This window comes from Halomonas sp. BL6 (genome assembly GCF_006228115.1).
Classification (GTDB): Bacteria; Pseudomonadota; Gammaproteobacteria; order Pseudomonadales; family Halomonadaceae; genus Vreelandella; species Vreelandella piezotolerans.
This window is the reverse complement of record NZ_VDGL01000006.1, coordinates 91,412-109,061: the sequence shown is the minus strand read 5'-3', so window position 1 is coordinate 109,061 and position 17,650 is coordinate 91,412. Positions and strand designations below refer to the sequence as shown.

Below are 17,650 nucleotides of genomic sequence, written 5' to 3'. Positions count from 1 at the left end.
GCCCTCAATTAAGGATCCTTCAGGTAAACCCGGGACTCACGTCGCTCGTTGCGCCGCCCGACCTTACTCTTATCAGACCGATATATACGTGTGAAAGGTAACGCCGCAGCCCTTGATGCTGCGATAAGACGTCTTAGGACTTCGGACGCTTAGTACCGTACTTAGAACGACCCTGCTTACGGTTCTGAACGCCAGAGGTGTCCAGGGCGCCACGAACGGTGTGATAACGCACACCTGGCAAATCCTTTACACGACCGCCGCGGATCAGAACAACAGAGTGTTCTTGCAGGTTGTGACCTTCACCACCGATGTAAGAAGAGACTTCAAAACCGTTGGTCAGGCGCACACGGCAAACCTTACGCAGCGCCGAGTTCGGTTTCTTCGGGGTGGTGGTGTAAACGCGCGTACAAACGCCGCGCTTTTGCGGGCATGCCTGAAGCGCAGGCACGTCACTTTTAGTGACGGGGCGCTTGCGCGGCTTGCGCACTAGCTGATTAATCGTTGCCATGGTGTTTAGCTGACTCCAATGGTTGCCTTAGCCTTTAACAAGTACCTTCAGCGGATGCGGGCGCACCCGCCCCACTGTTAAAGGCTGCGCATTCTAAAGGCTGACCCCAGGTGGCGTCAAGTCTTGCCGACGTATTCGCCGACAAGACCCTGCTCTTAGGGCCAGCTACTCGTGTTGCTCGTTGTCTACCGTTGGTTACAGATCGTCGTCTGAATCCAGGGCGGTCAACTGAGCGCCAAGCTCCTGCTCTACCTCGGTGGCCGAGGGATTGAACAGACGCTCTACGTCTTCGCGCTTGCGACGACGCTCTGCGTGATGGGTCAGACCGGTACCTGCCGGAATCAGACGTCCAACCACCACGTTTTCTTTCAGGCCGCGCAGGTAGTCGCGCTTGCCGGTTACCGCTGCTTCGGTCAGTACGCGGGTCGTTTCCTGGAACGACGCGGCAGAGATGAACGACTCAGTGGCCAAGCTGGCCTTGGTGATACCCAGCAGCAAGCGCTGATACTTGGCCGGGAACTTGCCTTCTTTCTCCAGACGCTCGTTCTGCTCCAGCACGCGCACCAGTTCTGCCTGGTCGCCGGTAATGAAGTCAGAGTCGCCGGAATCGGTGATCTCCACCTTGCGCAGCATCTGACGCACGATGACTTCGATGTGCTTGTCGTTGATGCCTACGCCCTGCAGACGATAAACGTCCTGTACTTCGGCGGTGATGTACTTGGCCAGCTCCGCGACACCCAGCAGACGCAGGATATCGTGCGGGTTGCTTGGGCCATCGGAGATCACCTCCCCCTTCTCGACCGTCTCGCCTTCGAACACGGCGATTTGACGCCATTTCGGGATCAGCGCCTCGAACGGATCGCCAGACTCAGGCGTAATCGTCAAACGACGCTTACCTTTGGTCTCTTTACCGAAGCTCACTACACCGCTGATTTCCGCCAAAATAGCAGACTCTTTGGGTTTACGTGCTTCGAACAAGTCAGCCACGCGGGGCAGACCACCGGTGATGTCCTTGTTACCCGACGCCTCGACCGGGATACGCGCAACGACCTCACCTACACCGATAGTCGCACCGTCGTCCACCGAGATGATGGAGTTACCCGGTAGCAGGTATTGAACCGGCGTATTGGAACCGGACACGGATACGTATTCACCAGCGGCATCTTTCAGCATCACCATCGGGCGTTTGTCACGACCCGCCATTGGGCGTGCGGCCGACTCGATCACTTCGATGGACGACAGACCGGTCATCTCATCGACACTGCGGTGCATGGTGACACCTTCATCAAGGTCGATGAATTGCGCCTTACCTTCCACTTCCGCAATGATCGGATGGGTGTGCGGATCCCACTTGGCTACGACGGCACCGGCATCGACCACGTCGCCATCGCGCACGGAGAGCTCGGCACCATAGGGCAGCTTGTAGTACTCACGCTCACGACCGTGATCGTCGGCAACCGCCAAGGCGCTCGAACGAGAGACCACGACCAGTTTGCCGTCGGCACGCTCAACGTGCTTGATGTTATGCAGGCGCACTTTACCGCCGTGCTTGACCTGAACGCTGTCGACCGCAGACGAACGCGATGCCGCACCACCGATGTGGAACGTACGCATGGTCAGCTGAGTACCCGGCTCACCGATCGACTGTGCGGCGATGACACCGACGGACTCACCGATGTTGACCTGGTGGCCACGGGCAAGGTCACGTCCGTAACAGGCGGAACACACGCCGTGAGCGGTATCACAGGTAATCGTGGAGCGTACGACGATTTCGTCAACGCCCATGGTGTCCAGCGAGGCACACCACTTCTCGTCGAGCAGCGTATTACGCGGAATCAGTACTTCTTCGGTACTCGGATCGACCACGTCCTGCGCGACGACACGACCCAGTACGCGCTGAGACAGCGGCACGATGATGTCGCCACCCTCGATGATCGGGTGCAGCGTCAGGCCGTTTTCGGTGCCACAGTCGGTCTCGGTAATCACCAAGTCCTGAGCAACGTCTACCAGACGACGAGTCAGATAACCGGAGTTGGCCGTTTTCAGTGCCGTATCCGCCAGACCTTTACGTGCGCCGTGGGTCGAGATGAAGTACTGAAGTACGTTCAGACCTTCACGGAAGTTGGCCACGATCGGCGTTTCGATGATCGAGCCATCCGGCTTGGCCATCAGGCCACGCATACCCGCCAACTGACGGATCTGAGCGGCACTACCACGAGCACCGGAGTCGGCCATGATGAAGACGCTGTTGAACGAGTCTTGCTCGACGTCGTTACCATCACGATCAAGGACCGTCTCTTTCGAGATACCCACCATCATCGCCTTGGCAACTTTATCGTTCGCCTTGGACCAGATATCGATAACTTTGTTGTACTTCTCGCCTGCGGTTACCAGGCCAGAGGAGAACTGGTCTTCGATCTCTTTGACTTCTGCTTCAGCGGCATCAACGATCTCGGTCTTGGCATCGGGGATAACGAAGTCGTTAACACCGATCGAGGCACCGGACCAGGTCGCCAGACGGAAGCCGGTGTACATCAGCTGGTCAGCGAAGATGACCGTGGGCTTCAGCCCCGCACGACGGTATACCTCGTTGATCAGGCTGGAGATCGCCTTCTTCTTCATCGGCTGATCGATCAGCGCGAACGGAACGCCTTCCGGCAGAATGCGGAACAACAGCGCACGACCTACGGTGGTGTCGTAAAGACGGCGGTGCTCGGAGCGCTCGCCAGTCTCTTCGTCGACGTCCACTTCGTCCAGACGCACCTTGACGCGGGCATGCAGCGACACGGACTGTGTGCCGAAGGCGCGCTCTACCTCATTGAGGTCGGAGAACACCATGCCTTCGCCCTTGGCGTTGATCTTTTCGCGGGTCATGTAATACAGACCCAGAACAACGTCCTGCGACGGTACGATGATCGGCTCGCCGTTGGCCGGGGACAGCACGTTGTTGGTCGCCATCATCAGCGCGCGGGCTTCGAGCTGGGCTTCCAGCGTCAGCGGTACGTGAACCGCCATCTGGTCACCGTCGAAGTCAGCGTTGTAGGCCGCACAGACGAGCGGGTGCAGCTGAATCGCCTTACCTTCGATCAGCAGCGGCTCGAACGCCTGGATACCCAGACGGTGCAGCGTCGGCGCGCGGTTGAGCAGTACCGGGTGTTCGCGAATGACGTCGGCCAGGATGTCCCATACTTCCGGCAGCTCGCGCTCGACCATCTTCTTCGCGGCTTTGATCGTGGACGCATGGCCCAGCGACTGCAGCTTGGAGTAGATGAACGGCTTGAACAGCTCGAGCGCCATTTTCTTCGGCAGACCGCACTGGTGCAGACGAAGGGTTGGGCCCACGGTGATGACCGAACGGCCGGAGTAGTCGACGCGTTTACCCAGCAGGTTCTGACGGAAACGCCCCTGCTTACCCTTGATCATGTCGGCCAAGGATTTCAGCGGACGCTTGTTGGAACCCGTGATGGCACGGCCGCGGCGGCCGTTATCCAGCAGTGCGTCGACCGCTTCCTGCAGCATACGCTTCTCGTTACGCACGATGATGTCGGGCGCATTGAGGTCGAGCAGACGCTTCAAACGGTTGTTACGGTTGATCACACGACGGTAGAGGTCGTTGAGATCCGAGGTCGCGAAACGGCCACCGTCTAGCGGCACCAGCGGACGCAGGTCCGGCGGTAGTACGGGCAGCACTTCCATGACCATCCACGCTGGCGCATTGCCGGAGTGGTAGAACGCTTCCAGCAGCTTCAAGCGCTTGGAGAGCTTCTTGATCTTGGTTTCAGAGTTGGTCTGCGGAATCTCTTCACGCAGCGTGTTGATCTCTTCTTCCAGATCGATGTCTTTGAGCAGCTCCTGAACGGCTTCGGCCCCCATACGGGCGTCGAAGTCGTCGCCGAACTCTTCCAAGGCTTCGAAGTACTGCTCGTCGTTGAGCAGCTGACCACGCTCCAGCGTGGTCATGCCGGGGTCGATGACCACAAAGCTTTCGAAATAGAGCACGCGCTCGATATCACGCAGCGTCATATCGAGGAACATGCCGATACGCGACGGCAGGGATTTCAAAAACCAAATGTGAGCCACCGGCGATGCCAGTTCGATGTGACCCATGCGCTCACGACGCACGGCCGCCTTGGTGACTTCGACACCACACTTCTCACAGATGATGCCGCGGTGCTTCATGCGCTTATATTTGCCGCACAAGCACTCGTAGTCTTTGACCGGGCCGAAAATCTTGGCACAGAACAGACCATCCCGTTCCGGTTTAAAGGTACGGTAGTTGATGGTCTCAGGCTTCTTCACCTCGCCGAAGGACCAGGAGCGAATCATGTCCGGCGACGCCAGGGTAATCTTGATCGCGTCAAACTCTTCGGACTGAGATTGCGATTTGAGTACTTTCACCAAATCTTTCATGGGACGGCTCCTAGCTCTCTAACTCGATATCGATGCCCAGCGAGCGGATTTCCTTCACGAGTACGTTGAAGGATTCCGGCATGCCTGCCTGCATGGTGTGGTCGCCATCCACGATGTTCTTGTACATCTTGGTGCGGCCTTCGACGTCGTCCGACTTGACGGTGAGCATCTCTTGCAGCGTGTACGCGGCGCCATAGGCTTCCAGCGCCCACACTTCCATCTCACCAAAGCGCTGACCACCGAACTGCGCCTTACCACCCAGCGGCTGCTGCGTAACAAGCGAGTAAGAACCGGTAGAACGCGCGTGCATCTTATCGTCTACCAGGTGGTTGAGCTTCAGCATGTACATGTAGCCAACGGTCACCGGACGGTCAAACGCATCGCCGGTACGGCCATCGTACAGCGTCATTTGGCCCGACTCCGGAATGTCCGCCAGCTTCAGCAGGTGCTTGATTTCGTGCTCTTTGGCACCGTCGAACACCGGCGTGGCCATGGGCACACCGCCCTTTAGGTTCTTCGCCAGCGCGATGACTTCGTCATCGGTCAAGGAGTCGATATCCTCGACGCGGGTACCCGGCGTGTTATACACCTGACCCAGGAAGTCACGAATTTCAGCGACTTGCTGACCGCGGGCGTCGCGCAGCATGGCGTCGATTTTGACACCCAAGCCGCGTGCCGCCATACCCAGGTGGGTTTCCAGAATCTGACCGACGTTCATACGCGACGGTACACCCAGCGGGTTCAGTACCACGTCCACCGGCTCGCCCTTCTCGTCGAACGGCATGTCTTCGATGGGCATGATCGCAGAGATAACACCTTTGTTACCGTGGCGACCGGCCATCTTGTCACCGGGCTGAATACGACGCTTGACCGCCATATAGACCTTGACGATTTTCAGCACGCCCGGCGCGAGGTCATCGCCCTGGGTCAGCTTGCGCTTCTTGTCTTCGAAACGCTCGTCCATCTCTTTCCGACGGTTTTCGAGCTGTTCGTCGGCCTGGGCCAGCAGTTCGTTGTACGACTCGTCCTGCATACGCAGCTTGAACCACTGTTGACGGGGCAGTTCGTCCAGGTACGCGTCGTCCAGCACGTCGCCTTTCTTCAGCTGCGGTCCACCGTTGACGGCTTGACCGGCCAGCGTACGCTTCAGACGCTCGAAGGTGGCATCTTCGGCGATGCGGTAGGTTTCTTGAAGATCCTTACGCACTTCGTCCAGCTGCATCTGCTCGATGGAGAGTGCACGGGAGTCTTTTTCGACGCCGTCACGGGTGAAGACCTGAACGTCGATGACCGTCCCTTTCATGCCGGTAGGAGCACGCAGAGAGGTATCTTTTACGTCAGACGCCTTCTCACCGAAGATGGCGCGCAGCAGCTTCTCTTCGGGCGTCAGCTGGGTTTCGCCTTTGGGCGTGACCTTACCGACCAGAATATCGCCAGGGCCGACTTCGGCACCGATGTAAACAACGCCCGCTTCGTCCAATTTACCCAGCGCCGATTCACCGACGTTGGGAATATCGGAGGTGATCTCTTCCGGCCCCAACTTGGTGTCGCGGGACACACAGGTCAGCTCCTGGATGTGGATCGTGGTGAAACGGTCTTCTTGAACCACACGCTCGGAGAGCAGGATGGAGTCCTCGAAGTTGTAGCCGTTCCAGGGCATGAACGCGATACGCATGTTCTGGCCAAGCGCGAGGTCACCCATGTCGACGGACGGACCGTCGGCGAGGATGTCACCACGCGCCACGTTGTCACCAGGGCGCACGATGGGACGCTGGTTCATGCAGGTGTTCTGGTTGGAACGGGTGTACTTGGTCAGGTTGTAGATGTCGACACCGGCTTCACCGCCGATGATCTCGTCTTCATTGACACGCACCACCACACGACGTGCATCCACAGAGTCGATCACGCCGCCGCGGCGTGCCACGGCACAAACGCCGGAGTCACGGGCCACGAAGCGCTCCATGCCAGTACCTACTAGCGGCTTGTCGGCGCGCAGGGTCGGAACGGCCTGACGCTGCATGTTCGCCCCCATCAAGGCGCGGTTGGCATCATCGTGCTCGAGGAACGGGATCAGCGCAGCGGCCACGGAGACGACCTGACGCGGAGACACGTCCATCAGCGTCACCTGTTCAGGACGCATGAAGGTCGTCTCGCCACGGTGACGTACCTGCACCAAGTCATCAATCAGCTTGCCAGACTCATCTACGGCAGCAGAGGCCTGGGCGATAACGAAATCGCCCTCCTCGATGGCAGAGAGATGCACCACGTCATCGGTCACCTGGCTATTGACGACCTTACGGTAAGGCGTCTCCAGGAAGCCGTAGCTATTGGTGTGGCTGTACGTCGCCAGCGAGTTGATCAGACCAATGTTCGGGCCTTCCGGCGTCTCGATCGGGCACAGACGGCCATAGTGCGTGGCGTGTACGTCGCGCACTTCGAAGCCTGCACGCTCACGGGTTAGACCACCCGGGCCGAGTGCCGACACACGACGCTTGTGGGTCACCTCGGAGAGCGGGTTGTTCTGGTCCATGAACTGGGACAGCTGGCTGGAGCCGAAGAACTCTTTCACCGCCGCCGCAACCGGCTTGGCGTTGATCAGGTCTTGCGGCATCAGGCCTTCGCTTTCCGCCATGGAAAGACGCTCTTTCACCGCACGCTCGACGCGCACCAGACCGACGCGGAACTGGTTCTCGGCCATCTCGCCCACGCAGCGAATACGACGGTTACCCAGGTGATCGATATCGTCCACGTCGCCGAAGCCGTTACGGATATTGATCAGCTCACGCAGGACATCGAGGATGTCTTTACGATCCAATACGCCAGAGCCCGTGTCGGATTCACGGCGCAGGCGACGGTTGAACTTCATCCGGCCAACGCCCGACAGGTCGTAGCGGTCTTCGGTGAAGAACAGGTTGTGGAACAGCGTCTCGGCAGCCTCTTTGGTGGGCGGCTCGCCGGGGCGCATCATGCGGTAAATCTCGACCAGCGCTTCCAACTGAGAGCCGGTGGTATCCAGCTTCAGGGTGTCGGAAATGAACGAACCACAGTCGAGGTCGTTGGTGTAGAGGGTTTCGATATGCGTGATACCGCCCTGCGCCATACGCTCGAGGACTTCCGGAGTGATTTCCGTGTTACACGGGCAGATCAGCTCACCGGTTTTGGTATCGATTTGGTCTTTGGCCAGCGTTTTGCCGAACAGGTACTCCATCGGCACTTCCAGACGCTCAAGGCCGGCTTTTTCAAGCTGACGAATGTGCTTCTGAGTGATCCGACGGCCCTCTTCGACGATGACGCCGCCTTCGCCATCTTTGATGTCGAACGTGGCCGTTTCACCGCGCAGACGTGACGGTACCAGCTCCACCGAGAAACCGCTCTTCTCGATGTGGAACTTGCTGGTTTCGAAGAATTCGTCGAGGATCTCTTCGGTGCTCATGCCCAGCGCACGCATCAATACCGAGGCCGGCAGTTTGCGGCGGCGGTCGATACGTACGAAGACGTTGTCTTTCGGGTCGAACTCGAAGTCGAGCCAAGAGCCACGGTAAGGAATCACGCGAGCAGAATAGAGCAACTTCCCTGAGGAGTGGCTCTTGCCTTTGTCGTGATCGAAGAACACACCGGGCGAACGGTGGAGCTGAGAAACGATAACCCGCTCAGTACCGTTGATGACGAAGGTACCGTTCTCGGTCATCAGGGGGATCTCCCCCATGTAGACTTCCTGCTCTTTGATGTCTTTGATGGCCTTGTTCGAAGAGTCGCGATCGTAGATGATCAAGCGAACCTTGACACGCAGCGGAGCGGAATAGGTCACGCCACGCAGCTGACACTCTTTGACATCGAACGCTGGCGTACCGAAACGGTAGCTCACGTACTCCAGGGCCGCATTGCCTGAGAAGCTCTCGATCGGGAACACGGACTTGAACGCCGCGTGCAGGCCAACCTCGTGGCGCTCGTCGGGCGAACGATCCTGCTGGAGAAAGTCGTAGTAGGAATCAAGCTGGATGGCCAGCAAGTAAGGCACATCCATCACTTGGGGCAGTTTGCCGAAATCCTTGCGGATGCGTTTTTTCTCAGTATATGAGTAAGCCATCTGTATTCCCCAGCTTGTTCACCATGGGTGACCGATGCGTGGTCATCTGCCCCGCGGGCGTTTCAGACGCAGACAGCAAGCTCCTAAATCGGTAGCTCGCCGTCAAAAATCTTGATAGATAACAGTGTTACAGTAGTGCTGTTCGCGCTTTGCTGTCGCTTGCCAACATCACTCGCGCTTCACAACTGACGCGTCACAACAACGTACGCTTCACAACAACGGTCTTACTGTTTTGCTGCTTTTTACCGCAGCGCCTCTGCTGTTGCCTTGCAGCATATTACAACAGAAAAAGGCCGGCAGCGGGATAGCCCGCCGCCAGCCGTGGAAGCTTACGCAGCGCGTAAAGCCATCAGCACAAGGGTTACTTGAGCTCGACGGTTGCGCCCGCTTCTTCCAGCTTCTTCTTAGCGGCTTCAGCGTCTTCTTTAGACATGGCTTCTTTGATGGTCGCCGGCGCGCCGTCAACGGCACCCTTGGCTTCTTTCAGGCCAAGACCGGTGATTTCACGAACGGCTTTGATGACGTTAACTTTCTTGTCACCAGCAGATGCCAGTACCAGGTCAAATTCAGTCTGCTCTTCAGCAGCTGCTTCGCCGCCAGCAGCCGGACCAGCCATCACGGCCGCCGCTGCAGAAACGCCGAACTTCTCTTCCATCGCTTCGATCAGCTCGACAACTTCCATGACGGACATGTCGGCTACAGCATTGATGATATCGTCTTTGGTCAGTGCCATTGTTTCATTCCTAACTTTGCGGGAGTCTCGGTCGACCGAGAGCTCAGGGTTCATTGCTTGGTTCAGGCAACGCTACGACTCGATCGTTCACGCCGCCTGCAAGAAACGCTGCTTAGGCAGCTTCGGCTTCTTGCTTTTGGTCGCGCAGTGCGGCCAGAGTACGAACCAGCTTGCCAGCGGAGGCTTCTTTCATGACCGACATCAACTTGGCAATCGCCTCGTCGTAGGTCGGCAGGGTTGCTAGACGATCGATGTCAGCAGCCGGAATCAGCTCACCTTCGTAGGCCAACGCTTTGACTTCGAAGTTCTTCTCGTCTTTGGCGAAATCCTTGAACAGACGAGCGGCAGCGCCCGGATGCTCAGTAGAGAAAGCCAGCAGAGTAGGACCAACAAAGCTCTCGTTCAGGCACTCCCACTGAGTGCCTTCGAGTGCGCGGCGAGCCAGCGTGTTACGAACAACGCGAAGCTCTACACCGTTCTCGCGGGCCTGCTTACGCAGATCGGTCATTTTGCTGACCGTAACGCCACGAGAATCGGCAACTACGACGGAGAGTGCGCCCTTGGCCGCTTCACTGACCTCGGCAACAATCGCTTTCTTGCCTTCAAGTGCTAGTGGCACAGTGATCACTCCTTCGTGCCGGAACCCATCAAGGCTCCGGTGGTTACCATCTCTTCCAAGGCATACTGCTGGCCTTGGAAGCCTTGGGGGATGGTGCTCACCAGAAAGCGGCTTGCGAAAAGCGTTAACCAACTGGCGGCCACACCATCTGCGCAGGCGCTCTAGGGCGATTAAGCCGCCCCGTCTCAAAAGACGAGGCGGCACCTGCGGTCTTTGACGGCGCCTCGCTCGACTGACTGCCTAGCGAGGGACCGCAAAGTTCTTGCTCGGTACTTACTAAAACCTGCCGACGACTCGCTTATACCAGCGCAGAGTGGTCGATGGTCAAACCCGGGCCCATGGTAGTGGACAGGGTAATTTTCTTAAAGTAGATGCCTTTGGAAGAGCTCGGCTTGAGCTTCTTCAGGTCAGCTACCAGTGCTTCCAAGTTGCCCTGAACGGACGCCGCGTCAAAATCCACTTTACCTAGGGTCGTGTGGATGATGCCGTTCTTATCGGTACGGAAACGCACCTGACCCGCTTTGGCATTTTTGACCGCCGTCGCCACGTCAGGCGTCACGGTGCCTACTTTCGGGTTCGGCATCAGGCCACGCGGACCAAGAATTTGGCCCAACTGACCGACAACGCGCATCGCATCCGGAGAGGCGATGACCACGTCGAAGTCCATTTGGCCTTTTTTGACTTGCTCAGCCAGATCGTCCATACCCACGATGTCAGCACCGGCTTCTTTAGCCGCATCAGCATTGGCACCTTGGGTGAAGACGGCTACGCGAACGTCTTTACCAGTACCGTTAGGCATGACGGTAGCGCCACGTACGACCTGATCGGATTTACGCGGATCAACACCCAGGTTGATCGCCACATCCAGAGACTCTTTGAACTTGACAGTCGACAGCTCGGAAAGCAGCGCAACGGCTTCTTCCAGAGAGTACGCTTTGTTCGGGTCTACTTTCTCGCGAATGACTTTCGCGCGCTTAGACAATTTAGCCATGATCAGAGACCCTCCACGTTTAAGCCCATGCTACGAGCGCTACCAGCGATGGTGCGCACCGCGGCGTCGAGATCAGCAGCCGTCATATCCGGCTCTTTGGTCTTGGCGATCTCTTCGAGCTGCTCGCGAGTCACGGTGCCGACTTTCTTCTTGTTCGGCTCACCAGAACCGGATTTGATGCCGGCTGCTTTCTTGAGCAGAACGGCGGCCGGCGGTGTTTTGGTGACGAACGTGAAGCTACGGTCAGAGTAGACAGTGATCACGACAGGCGTCGGCAGGCCCGGCTCAATCTCTTGAGTCGCAGCGTTGAACGCCTTACAGAATTCCATGATGTTCACGCCGTGCTGACCCAGCGCGGGGCCTACGGGCGGACTCGGGTTGGCTTTACCTGCAGCAACCTGCAGTTTGATATAAGCCTGTACTTTCTTGGCCATGGTAAATACTCCAGTTGGGTGATAGCGCCTGACGGCTCCCCGGTACGCGTAAAGCAGCGCTGGGCTGCTTTACATGAATCCAGACTGGCACACATAGGACACCAGCCTGCAACATTTTGAGATTACTCTTTTTCTACCTGCGAGAACTCGAGTTCAACAGGCGTTGCACGCCCGAAGATCAGCACGCTGACCTGCAGGCGGCTCTTGTCGTAGTTCACCTCTTCAACGACACCGTTGAAGTCAGCAAACGGACCATCGATGACACGAACGGACTGACCCGGCTCGAACATGGTTTTGGGTCGCGGCTTGTCGGTGCCGTCTTTCACACGACGCAGAATGGCTTCCGCCTCGCGACTGGTAATCGCTGCGGGCTTCTCTTTGGTGCCGCCAATGAACCCCATGACACGCGGCGTTTCATTCACCAGGTGCCAAGTTTCATCCACCATTTCCATCTCGACTAACACGTAGCCCGGATAGAACTTGCGCTCACTCTTGCGGCGCTTACCGTCACGCATCTCAACCACTTCTTCCGTCGGCACCAGGATCTCGCCAAAGCGATCTTCCATGCCGTACATCTTCACACGCTCGATAAGCGAGCGCATGACATGCTTTTCGAAGCCGGAATAAGCGTGGACGACGTACCAACGTTTGGACATGAAAACTCCTAACCAATGACGCCGGACATCGCCCAGCCAAGAAGAGTATCGATCAACCACAGCATCAGACCCACCACCAGCACAGCCACTAGCACGATCGCCGTGGTTTGGATGGTTTCAGGACGGGTCGGCCATACAACGCGCTGAATCTCTTTCTTGGCGCTGATGGCAAGCTCAACCAAGTCACGGCCTTTGGTGGTTGTTAAGGCGATCAAACCCGCAAGCGCACACAACACCACCACACCTAAGACGCGGTAGAGCAGGCCAACATCGGTGAAATAGGTATTACCAACGACTGCAACGACAAGCAGCGCCACAACCGCCGCCCACTTGAGCCCGTCATGGCGCGTCTGTTGCACCTCTTCGCCATGTTTTACGGAACTAGGCTTCATAAAAACGAGACTCCCAAGGGTGCAGCGAGCGACAAAGGAATTCTAGAAAAAGACATACCAACCTGGGGAAGGTTGGCAGGCCAGGAGGGAATCGAACCCCCAACCTGCGGTTTTGGAGACCGCTGCTCTGCCAATTGAGCTACTGGCCTGTATCGTCACGTGCGCAAGCAAACGCCTACGCAACAGCGGGCGCCATGATAGCGGAGAAACCCCCACCTGACAACCCTTACTTTTACCCTCCACCCAATGGGAGAGCAAAGACAAAAAAAGCGAGCTTCGCTCGCTTTTTTTGCAATATGGAGCTCATGGACGGAATTGAACCGTCGACCTCACCCTTACCAAGGGTGTGCTCTACCCCTGAGCTACATGAGCCAAACACATCAAACTGGAGCGGGCGGCGGGAATCGAACCCGCACCATCAGCTTGGAAGGCTGAGGTTCTACCATTGAACTACGCCCGCCGAACTTGCCTGTAGAATGACAATCCGTTGCACGAGAAACAGTAGCTAATGCCCGCTTACCGGCGTTTCATTCCCAAACGCTGACCAACTCAGCGCTCGATCAATCTGGTGGAGAGGGAAGGATTCGAACCTTCGAAGCTTTCGCGGCAGATTTACAGTCTGCTCCCTTTGGCCACTCGGGAACCTCTCCAGCTGTGGCGGCACATTATGCCAGCCTCCAAAACGGTGTCAAGCCTGCAAACCCTTTATTTATCAAAGCTTGCTGGAAGCAGCACTTCAAAGCACGGCATCCGCTCTGGAACGCGCTGCATTCTGTCAAAGCAGCATCGAGAATGCAAGGCCTGCACGAATTTTTTCTAATGATACCGGCTCTGGTACTCGCGGCGCGCCCGACATCTTTCCAGCACGCTCGGCAAACGTGAGCGGATAGCAGGCCTCCAACCCACCATAGACCATGTCGGGCCACACCGCGTGAGGCACTTGCACGCCACGGGATACCACACGGGCATCGCCGCCGGTCAGCAGCACCGGTAGCGTCACCCCCTGCTGATCGCATACTTCACTGTAAATGCGGTTGATGGCGCTAACGGCGGCCATGTAAATACCATGGTTCACCGCATCCACCGTGCGCCTTCCCGGCTCTAGTAGCGCATCGGCTTCGCTTTCCGGATCGATGGCGACATTGCGTGTTCCCAGCTTCAGGCTCTCTTTCATCAGCCGCAGTCCTGGGATGATAAAACCACCCAAATGCATACCACCCGGTAAGACGAAGTCGATGGTAATGGCACTCCCGCAATCCACCGCGCAGCACCCCCCCGCCAGCTGGTAGCCTGCCAGCGCCCCCATCCAGCGGTCGACGCCGAGTCGCCCCGGCTCCTCGTAGCCGTTGACGACACCGAGCGCCTCTGACGTCGAGCGAGCCACGTAGACATGGCGCACCTGGCGCCGCAGCAGCGCGACGGTCTCTTCAAGCACGGCCGTCCTGGCCACGCTGGAGATACGTACCGCTTCCACGACGTCCAAATCGGGAATGTCTGCCCCGGGACGCCACTCCTCTCGCGTCCACACGGCGCCTCGCGAACGGATCTCGCTGCTCTCGGCATCCTTGAGCCGCCACTTCGACAGCGTGTTGCCGATATCCAAATCCAAAATCATAGGCGCCTACGTACGCTAATCTCACCGCCGACCAGGCGTCGCGAGTAACCATTTTCAGTAACCCATAGGTTACCACTTTCATCGACATCCCCGGCGACGGCATCGCTGGAACGCTCGCCTTGAATCACACGGATGGGCAGGCCTGCGTAGGCATGCCGCTGATTCCAGGCATTCAGCCAGGGAGCAAACCCGCGGGTTTCGAACCCTGCCAGCATGTTCAAAAGCCCTGCTACCATGTCTGCCGCTAGCTGATTACGCGAAATGCCCGGCTGCGCATCGAACAGCGCCGCCACCGGCTGGTCGATCGTGGCGCGCAAGCTATCTGGCAATGACAGATTCATGCCCATGCCGATGACCACTTCGCAGGGGCCAGCCGCGTCGCCGGTCACCTCGATCAAAATACCGGCCAGCTTGCCGAGTTCACCACCCTGCTCGGCCAGCAGCACATCGTTGGGCCACTTCAACTTGGGCGACACACCATAACGTTCGAGCACTTGGGAGACCACCACACCGACGGCCAGACTAAGCCCCTCCAGCGCATTGACGCCGGACTCGAAGCGCCACCCCATCGACACCATTAGGCTCTGCCCCCAGGGAGTCGACCACACTCGCCCCCGGCGACCACGCCCAGCCGTTTGCAGCTCGACGAAGCAGACCTCGCCATGCCCCGCCCCTTGCGAAAAGCGTTCGCGCAGATATTCGTTACTGGACGGCAGCTGATCTTCGACGAATAGCCGTGTCAGCAAATGGCGGGCATCGGCGGGCAGCCGTTCGACGATCTTGGCGCCCTCCAGCGGTTCTAACGGGTAGGCGAGCCGGTAGCCGCGCCCTTTGACGGCCACCAGCTCGACACCCAGCGCCTCTAATTTTTTTAGTTGTTTCCACACGGCGGCTCGGGAAACGCCCAGCGCTTCGCCTAATTGTTCACCGGAATGAACCTCGCCATCGCTTAACAAACGCATCAGGTTACCGATGGTCATGTGCTTGCCCCAACTGGGAAAACGCCTATCTTAACGGAAGCGTCACAACAGCGAAAACTGCCGCGTTTAGGTTATTGACTTGCTGCTTTGTTTAAGACAGCGCTGGTAGTAGACCATCCCCAGACCCTATAATGCCGCCCTATTTTTCCAGCAGGATCGCGTCGTGATCGAGAATCTTCGCAACATTGCCATCATCGCCCACGTAGACCACGGTAAAACTACCTTGGTAGACAAACTGTTAAGCCAGTCCGGAACGCTCGACCGTAAGGCCGAAGGCCAAGAGCGCATCATGGACTCGAATGACCAGGAAAAGGAGCGCGGTATTACCATCCTGGCCAAAAACACCGCTATTCAGTGGCAGGATGGTAATGGCAAGGGTTACCACATCAATATCGTCGACACGCCTGGGCACGCCGACTTCGGTGGTGAAGTCGAGCGCGTCATGTCCATGGTGGACTCGGTACTGCTACTGGTCGACGCCGTTGACGGTCCGATGCCGCAGACCCGCTTCGTGACCCAAAAAGCGTTCTCCCAGGGCCTGAAGCCGATCGTCGTCGTTAACAAGATTGACCGTCCTGGCGCGCGCCCTGACTGGGTCATCGATCAAATTTTCGATCTATTCGACAACCTCGGCGCCACCGACGAGCAGCTCGACTTCCCGATCATCTACTGCTCGGCGTTGAACGGTATTGCCGGCATGGATCCGGAAGAGCTGGCCGACAACATGGACCCGATGTTCCAAGCCATCGTGGACATCGTCGAGCCGCCGAAGGTCGAAGTCGACGGCCCCTTCCAGATGCAGATCTCAGCGCTGGACTACAACAGCTACGTCGGCGTCATCGGCCTGGGCCGCATCACTCGCGGCAGCGTCAAGCCGAACCAGCAAATCAGCGTGATCACTAAAGAAGGCAAGACCCGTAAGGGTAAGGTCGGCCAGGTGATGACCCATATGGGCCTCGAGCGAGTGCAGACCGATGAAGCCACAGCTGGCGATATCGTCTGCATCACCGGCATCGAAGATCTAGCGATCTCCGACACGCTGTGCGACGTGAATAATGTCGAAGCGCTGCCGCCGCTGACCGTCGATGAGCCGACCGTCTCCATGACGTTCCAGGTCAACGACTCGCCGTTCGCCGGTAAAGACGGCAAGTTCGTTACCAGCCGCAATATCAAGGATCGTCTGGATCAAGAACTGATCCACAACGTGGCGCTGCGCGTCGAGCAGGGCGAAACCCCCGAGAAGTTCAAAGTCTCTGGCCGTGGCGAGTTGCACCTGTCGGTGTTGATCGAAACCATGCGCCGTGAAGGCTTCGAGCTGGCCGTTGGCCGTCCGGAGGTCATCATCAAAGAGATCGACGGCGTCAAGCAGGAGCCCTACGAAGAAGTCATCATCGACTGTGAAGAGCAGCACCAAGGCTCGATCATGGAAGAGCTCGGCTACCGCAAGGGCGAAATGACCAACATGAACCCGGATGGTAAAGGCCGTGTTCGTCTGGACTTCATCATTCCCGCCCGTGGTTTGATCGGTTTCCGCGGCCAGTTCCTGACCCTGACGTCTGGTACCGGCATTCTAACCAGCCGCTTTGACCACTACGGCCCGCTAAAGCCCGACGCCGCCATCGAGCGTCGTAATGGCGTCATGGTCTCCATGGTCGACGGCAAAGCGCTGGCCTACGCGCTTTACACGCTGCAAGAGCGTGGCAAGCTGATCGTCGACCACGGCACCGAGGTGTACGAAGGTATGCTGATCGGTATCCATAGCCGTGCCAACGACCTGGTGGTCAACCCCACCAAAGGTAAGAAGCTGGATAACATGCGCGCCTCGGGCAACGACGAGAACATCGTACTGACCCCGCCAGTGAAGTTCACTCTGGAGCAAGCCATCGAATTCCTCGATTCCGATGAACTGGTCGAAGTAACGCCGAGCTTTATCCGCCTACGTAAGAAACTGCTCAAAGAGAACGAGCGCAAGCGCTCCAGCAAAAAGTAAGCTGACCGCTGCCGACACAAAGCCCGCCGCCGCGCGGGCTTTTTTATGTAAGTTCTCAGCGTGGCAACCTTTTTCGTACGACAGCCCCTCTAGCCGCGCGTTTTGGTTCATCGCCAAGCGTGCTCGTTAACGCACCCTAAACGCTAGTACGCTGGAAAGCGCTGACGTTCTATCGCAAAGTAGCGCTATTCTCAGCACGCCCTCGGGGTGCTGACATGCCATAATTCATACAAGT

Annotated in this window: 12 protein-coding genes and 4 tRNA genes; 1 reads left to right on the top strand and 15 read right to left on the bottom strand. The window is 57.8% G+C overall.

The window, feature by feature from the left end; all coding sequences use genetic code 11:
- Positions 1–133: 133 nt before the first annotated feature.
- The 15 genes from rpsL to FHJ80_RS13385 all read right to left on the bottom strand — a co-directional run bounded on the left by rpsL (position 134) and on the right by FHJ80_RS13385 (position 15,425).
- The gene (gene rpsL, locus FHJ80_RS13455; RefSeq protein WP_009098973.1) at positions 134–508 is read right to left on the bottom strand and encodes a 30S ribosomal protein S12; all 375 of its coding nucleotides are present in this window, start codon (positions 506–508) and stop codon (positions 134–136) included.
- 195 nt (positions 509–703) lie between these two features.
- Positions 704–4,918 (bottom strand): DNA-directed RNA polymerase subunit beta', encoded by a 4,215-nt coding sequence (rpoC, locus tag FHJ80_RS13450; protein ID WP_139527868.1) that lies wholly within the window; start codon positions 4,916–4,918, stop codon positions 704–706.
- A gap of 10 nt (positions 4,919–4,928) precedes the next feature.
- Positions 4,929–9,005, bottom strand: a complete 4,077-nt coding sequence (gene rpoB / locus FHJ80_RS13445; protein ID WP_139527867.1) for a DNA-directed RNA polymerase subunit beta — start codon at positions 9,003–9,005, stop codon at positions 4,929–4,931.
- A gap of 361 nt (positions 9,006–9,366) precedes the next feature.
- Positions 9,367–9,738 carry a 50S ribosomal protein L7/L12 gene (gene rplL / locus FHJ80_RS13440; protein WP_139527866.1) on the bottom strand — a complete coding sequence of 124 codons (372 nt, stop codon included), beginning with the start codon at positions 9,736–9,738 and terminating at the stop codon, positions 9,367–9,369.
- Positions 9,739–9,850: 112 nt separating this feature from the next.
- Positions 9,851–10,357 carry a 50S ribosomal protein L10 gene (rplJ, locus tag FHJ80_RS13435; protein ID WP_139527865.1) on the bottom strand — a complete coding sequence of 169 codons (507 nt, stop codon included), beginning with the start codon at positions 10,355–10,357 and terminating at the stop codon, positions 9,851–9,853.
- A 298-nt stretch (positions 10,358–10,655) separates the two neighbouring features.
- Positions 10,656–11,348, bottom strand: coding sequence for a 50S ribosomal protein L1 (gene rplA, locus FHJ80_RS13430; protein ID WP_139527864.1), 693 nt, complete (start codon positions 11,346–11,348; stop codon positions 10,656–10,658).
- A 2-nt stretch (positions 11,349–11,350) separates the two neighbouring features.
- A complete protein-coding gene (rplK, locus tag FHJ80_RS13425) occupies positions 11,351–11,782 on the bottom strand; it encodes a 50S ribosomal protein L11 (RefSeq protein ID WP_139527863.1) in 432 nt (143 codons plus the stop codon).
- Positions 11,783–11,904: 122 nt separating this feature from the next.
- Positions 11,905–12,438, bottom strand: a complete 534-nt coding sequence (gene nusG, locus FHJ80_RS13420) for a transcription termination/antitermination protein NusG (RefSeq protein ID WP_139527862.1) — start codon at positions 12,436–12,438, stop codon at positions 11,905–11,907.
- Between the two features lie 8 nt (positions 12,439–12,446).
- On the bottom strand, positions 12,447–12,830 hold the full coding sequence (secE, locus tag FHJ80_RS13415; RefSeq protein WP_139527861.1) for a preprotein translocase subunit SecE: 384 nt from the start codon (positions 12,828–12,830) through the stop codon (positions 12,447–12,449).
- Positions 12,831–12,903: 73 nt separating this feature from the next.
- Positions 12,904–12,979, bottom strand: a tRNA-Trp gene (locus FHJ80_RS13410).
- Between the two features lie 148 nt (positions 12,980–13,127).
- Positions 13,128–13,202, bottom strand: a tRNA-Thr gene (locus tag FHJ80_RS13405).
- Positions 13,203–13,216: 14 nt separating this feature from the next.
- A tRNA-Gly gene (locus tag FHJ80_RS13400) sits at positions 13,217–13,290 on the bottom strand.
- A gap of 106 nt (positions 13,291–13,396) precedes the next feature.
- Positions 13,397–13,480: transfer RNA gene (locus FHJ80_RS13395), tRNA-Tyr, on the bottom strand.
- Between the two features lie 125 nt (positions 13,481–13,605).
- Positions 13,606–14,445 carry a type III pantothenate kinase gene (locus FHJ80_RS13390; protein ID WP_139527860.1) on the bottom strand — a complete coding sequence of 280 codons (840 nt, stop codon included), beginning with the start codon at positions 14,443–14,445 and terminating at the stop codon, positions 13,606–13,608.
- Complete coding sequence (locus tag FHJ80_RS13385) at positions 14,442–15,425, bottom strand: biotin--[acetyl-CoA-carboxylase] ligase (protein WP_139527859.1); 984 nt, start codon at positions 15,423–15,425, stop codon at positions 14,442–14,444. The genes FHJ80_RS13390 and FHJ80_RS13385 overlap by 4 nt, the downstream gene beginning before the upstream one ends.
- A gap of 163 nt (positions 15,426–15,588) precedes the next feature.
- Between FHJ80_RS13385 and typA the strand changes: the two genes are divergently transcribed.
- Complete coding sequence (gene typA / locus FHJ80_RS13380; RefSeq protein WP_139527858.1) at positions 15,589–17,415, top strand: translational GTPase TypA; 1,827 nt, start codon at positions 15,589–15,591, stop codon at positions 17,413–17,415.
- The last annotated feature ends 235 nt before the right edge of the window (positions 17,416–17,650 follow it).

Coding starts and splice junctions, on each gene's coding strand:
- secE (WP_139527861.1), bottom strand. CDS start 12,830: ATGAAGCCTAGTTCCGTAAAACATGGCGAAGAGGTGCAACAGACGCGC.
- rplA (WP_139527864.1), bottom strand. CDS start 11,348: ATGGCTAAATTGTCTAAGCGCGCGAAAGTCATTCGCGAGAAAGTAGAC.
- nusG (WP_139527862.1), bottom strand. CDS start 12,438: ATGTCCAAACGTTGGTACGTCGTCCACGCTTATTCCGGCTTCGAAAAG.
- rpsL (WP_009098973.1), bottom strand. CDS start 508: ATGGCAACGATTAATCAGCTAGTGCGCAAGCCGCGCAAGCGCCCCGTC.
- rpoB (WP_139527867.1), bottom strand. CDS start 9,005: ATGGCTTACTCATATACTGAGAAAAAACGCATCCGCAAGGATTTCGGC.
- rplL (WP_139527866.1), bottom strand. CDS start 9,738: ATGGCACTGACCAAAGACGATATCATCAATGCTGTAGCCGACATGTCC.
- rpoC (WP_139527868.1), bottom strand. CDS start 4,918: ATGAAAGATTTGGTGAAAGTACTCAAATCGCAATCTCAGTCCGAAGAG.
- FHJ80_RS13385 (WP_139527859.1), bottom strand. CDS start 15,425: ATGACCATCGGTAACCTGATGCGTTTGTTAAGCGATGGCGAGGTTCAT.
- FHJ80_RS13390 (WP_139527860.1), bottom strand. CDS start 14,445: ATGATTTTGGATTTGGATATCGGCAACACGCTGTCGAAGTGGCGGCTC.
- rplK (WP_139527863.1), bottom strand. CDS start 11,782: ATGGCCAAGAAAGTACAGGCTTATATCAAACTGCAGGTTGCTGCAGGT.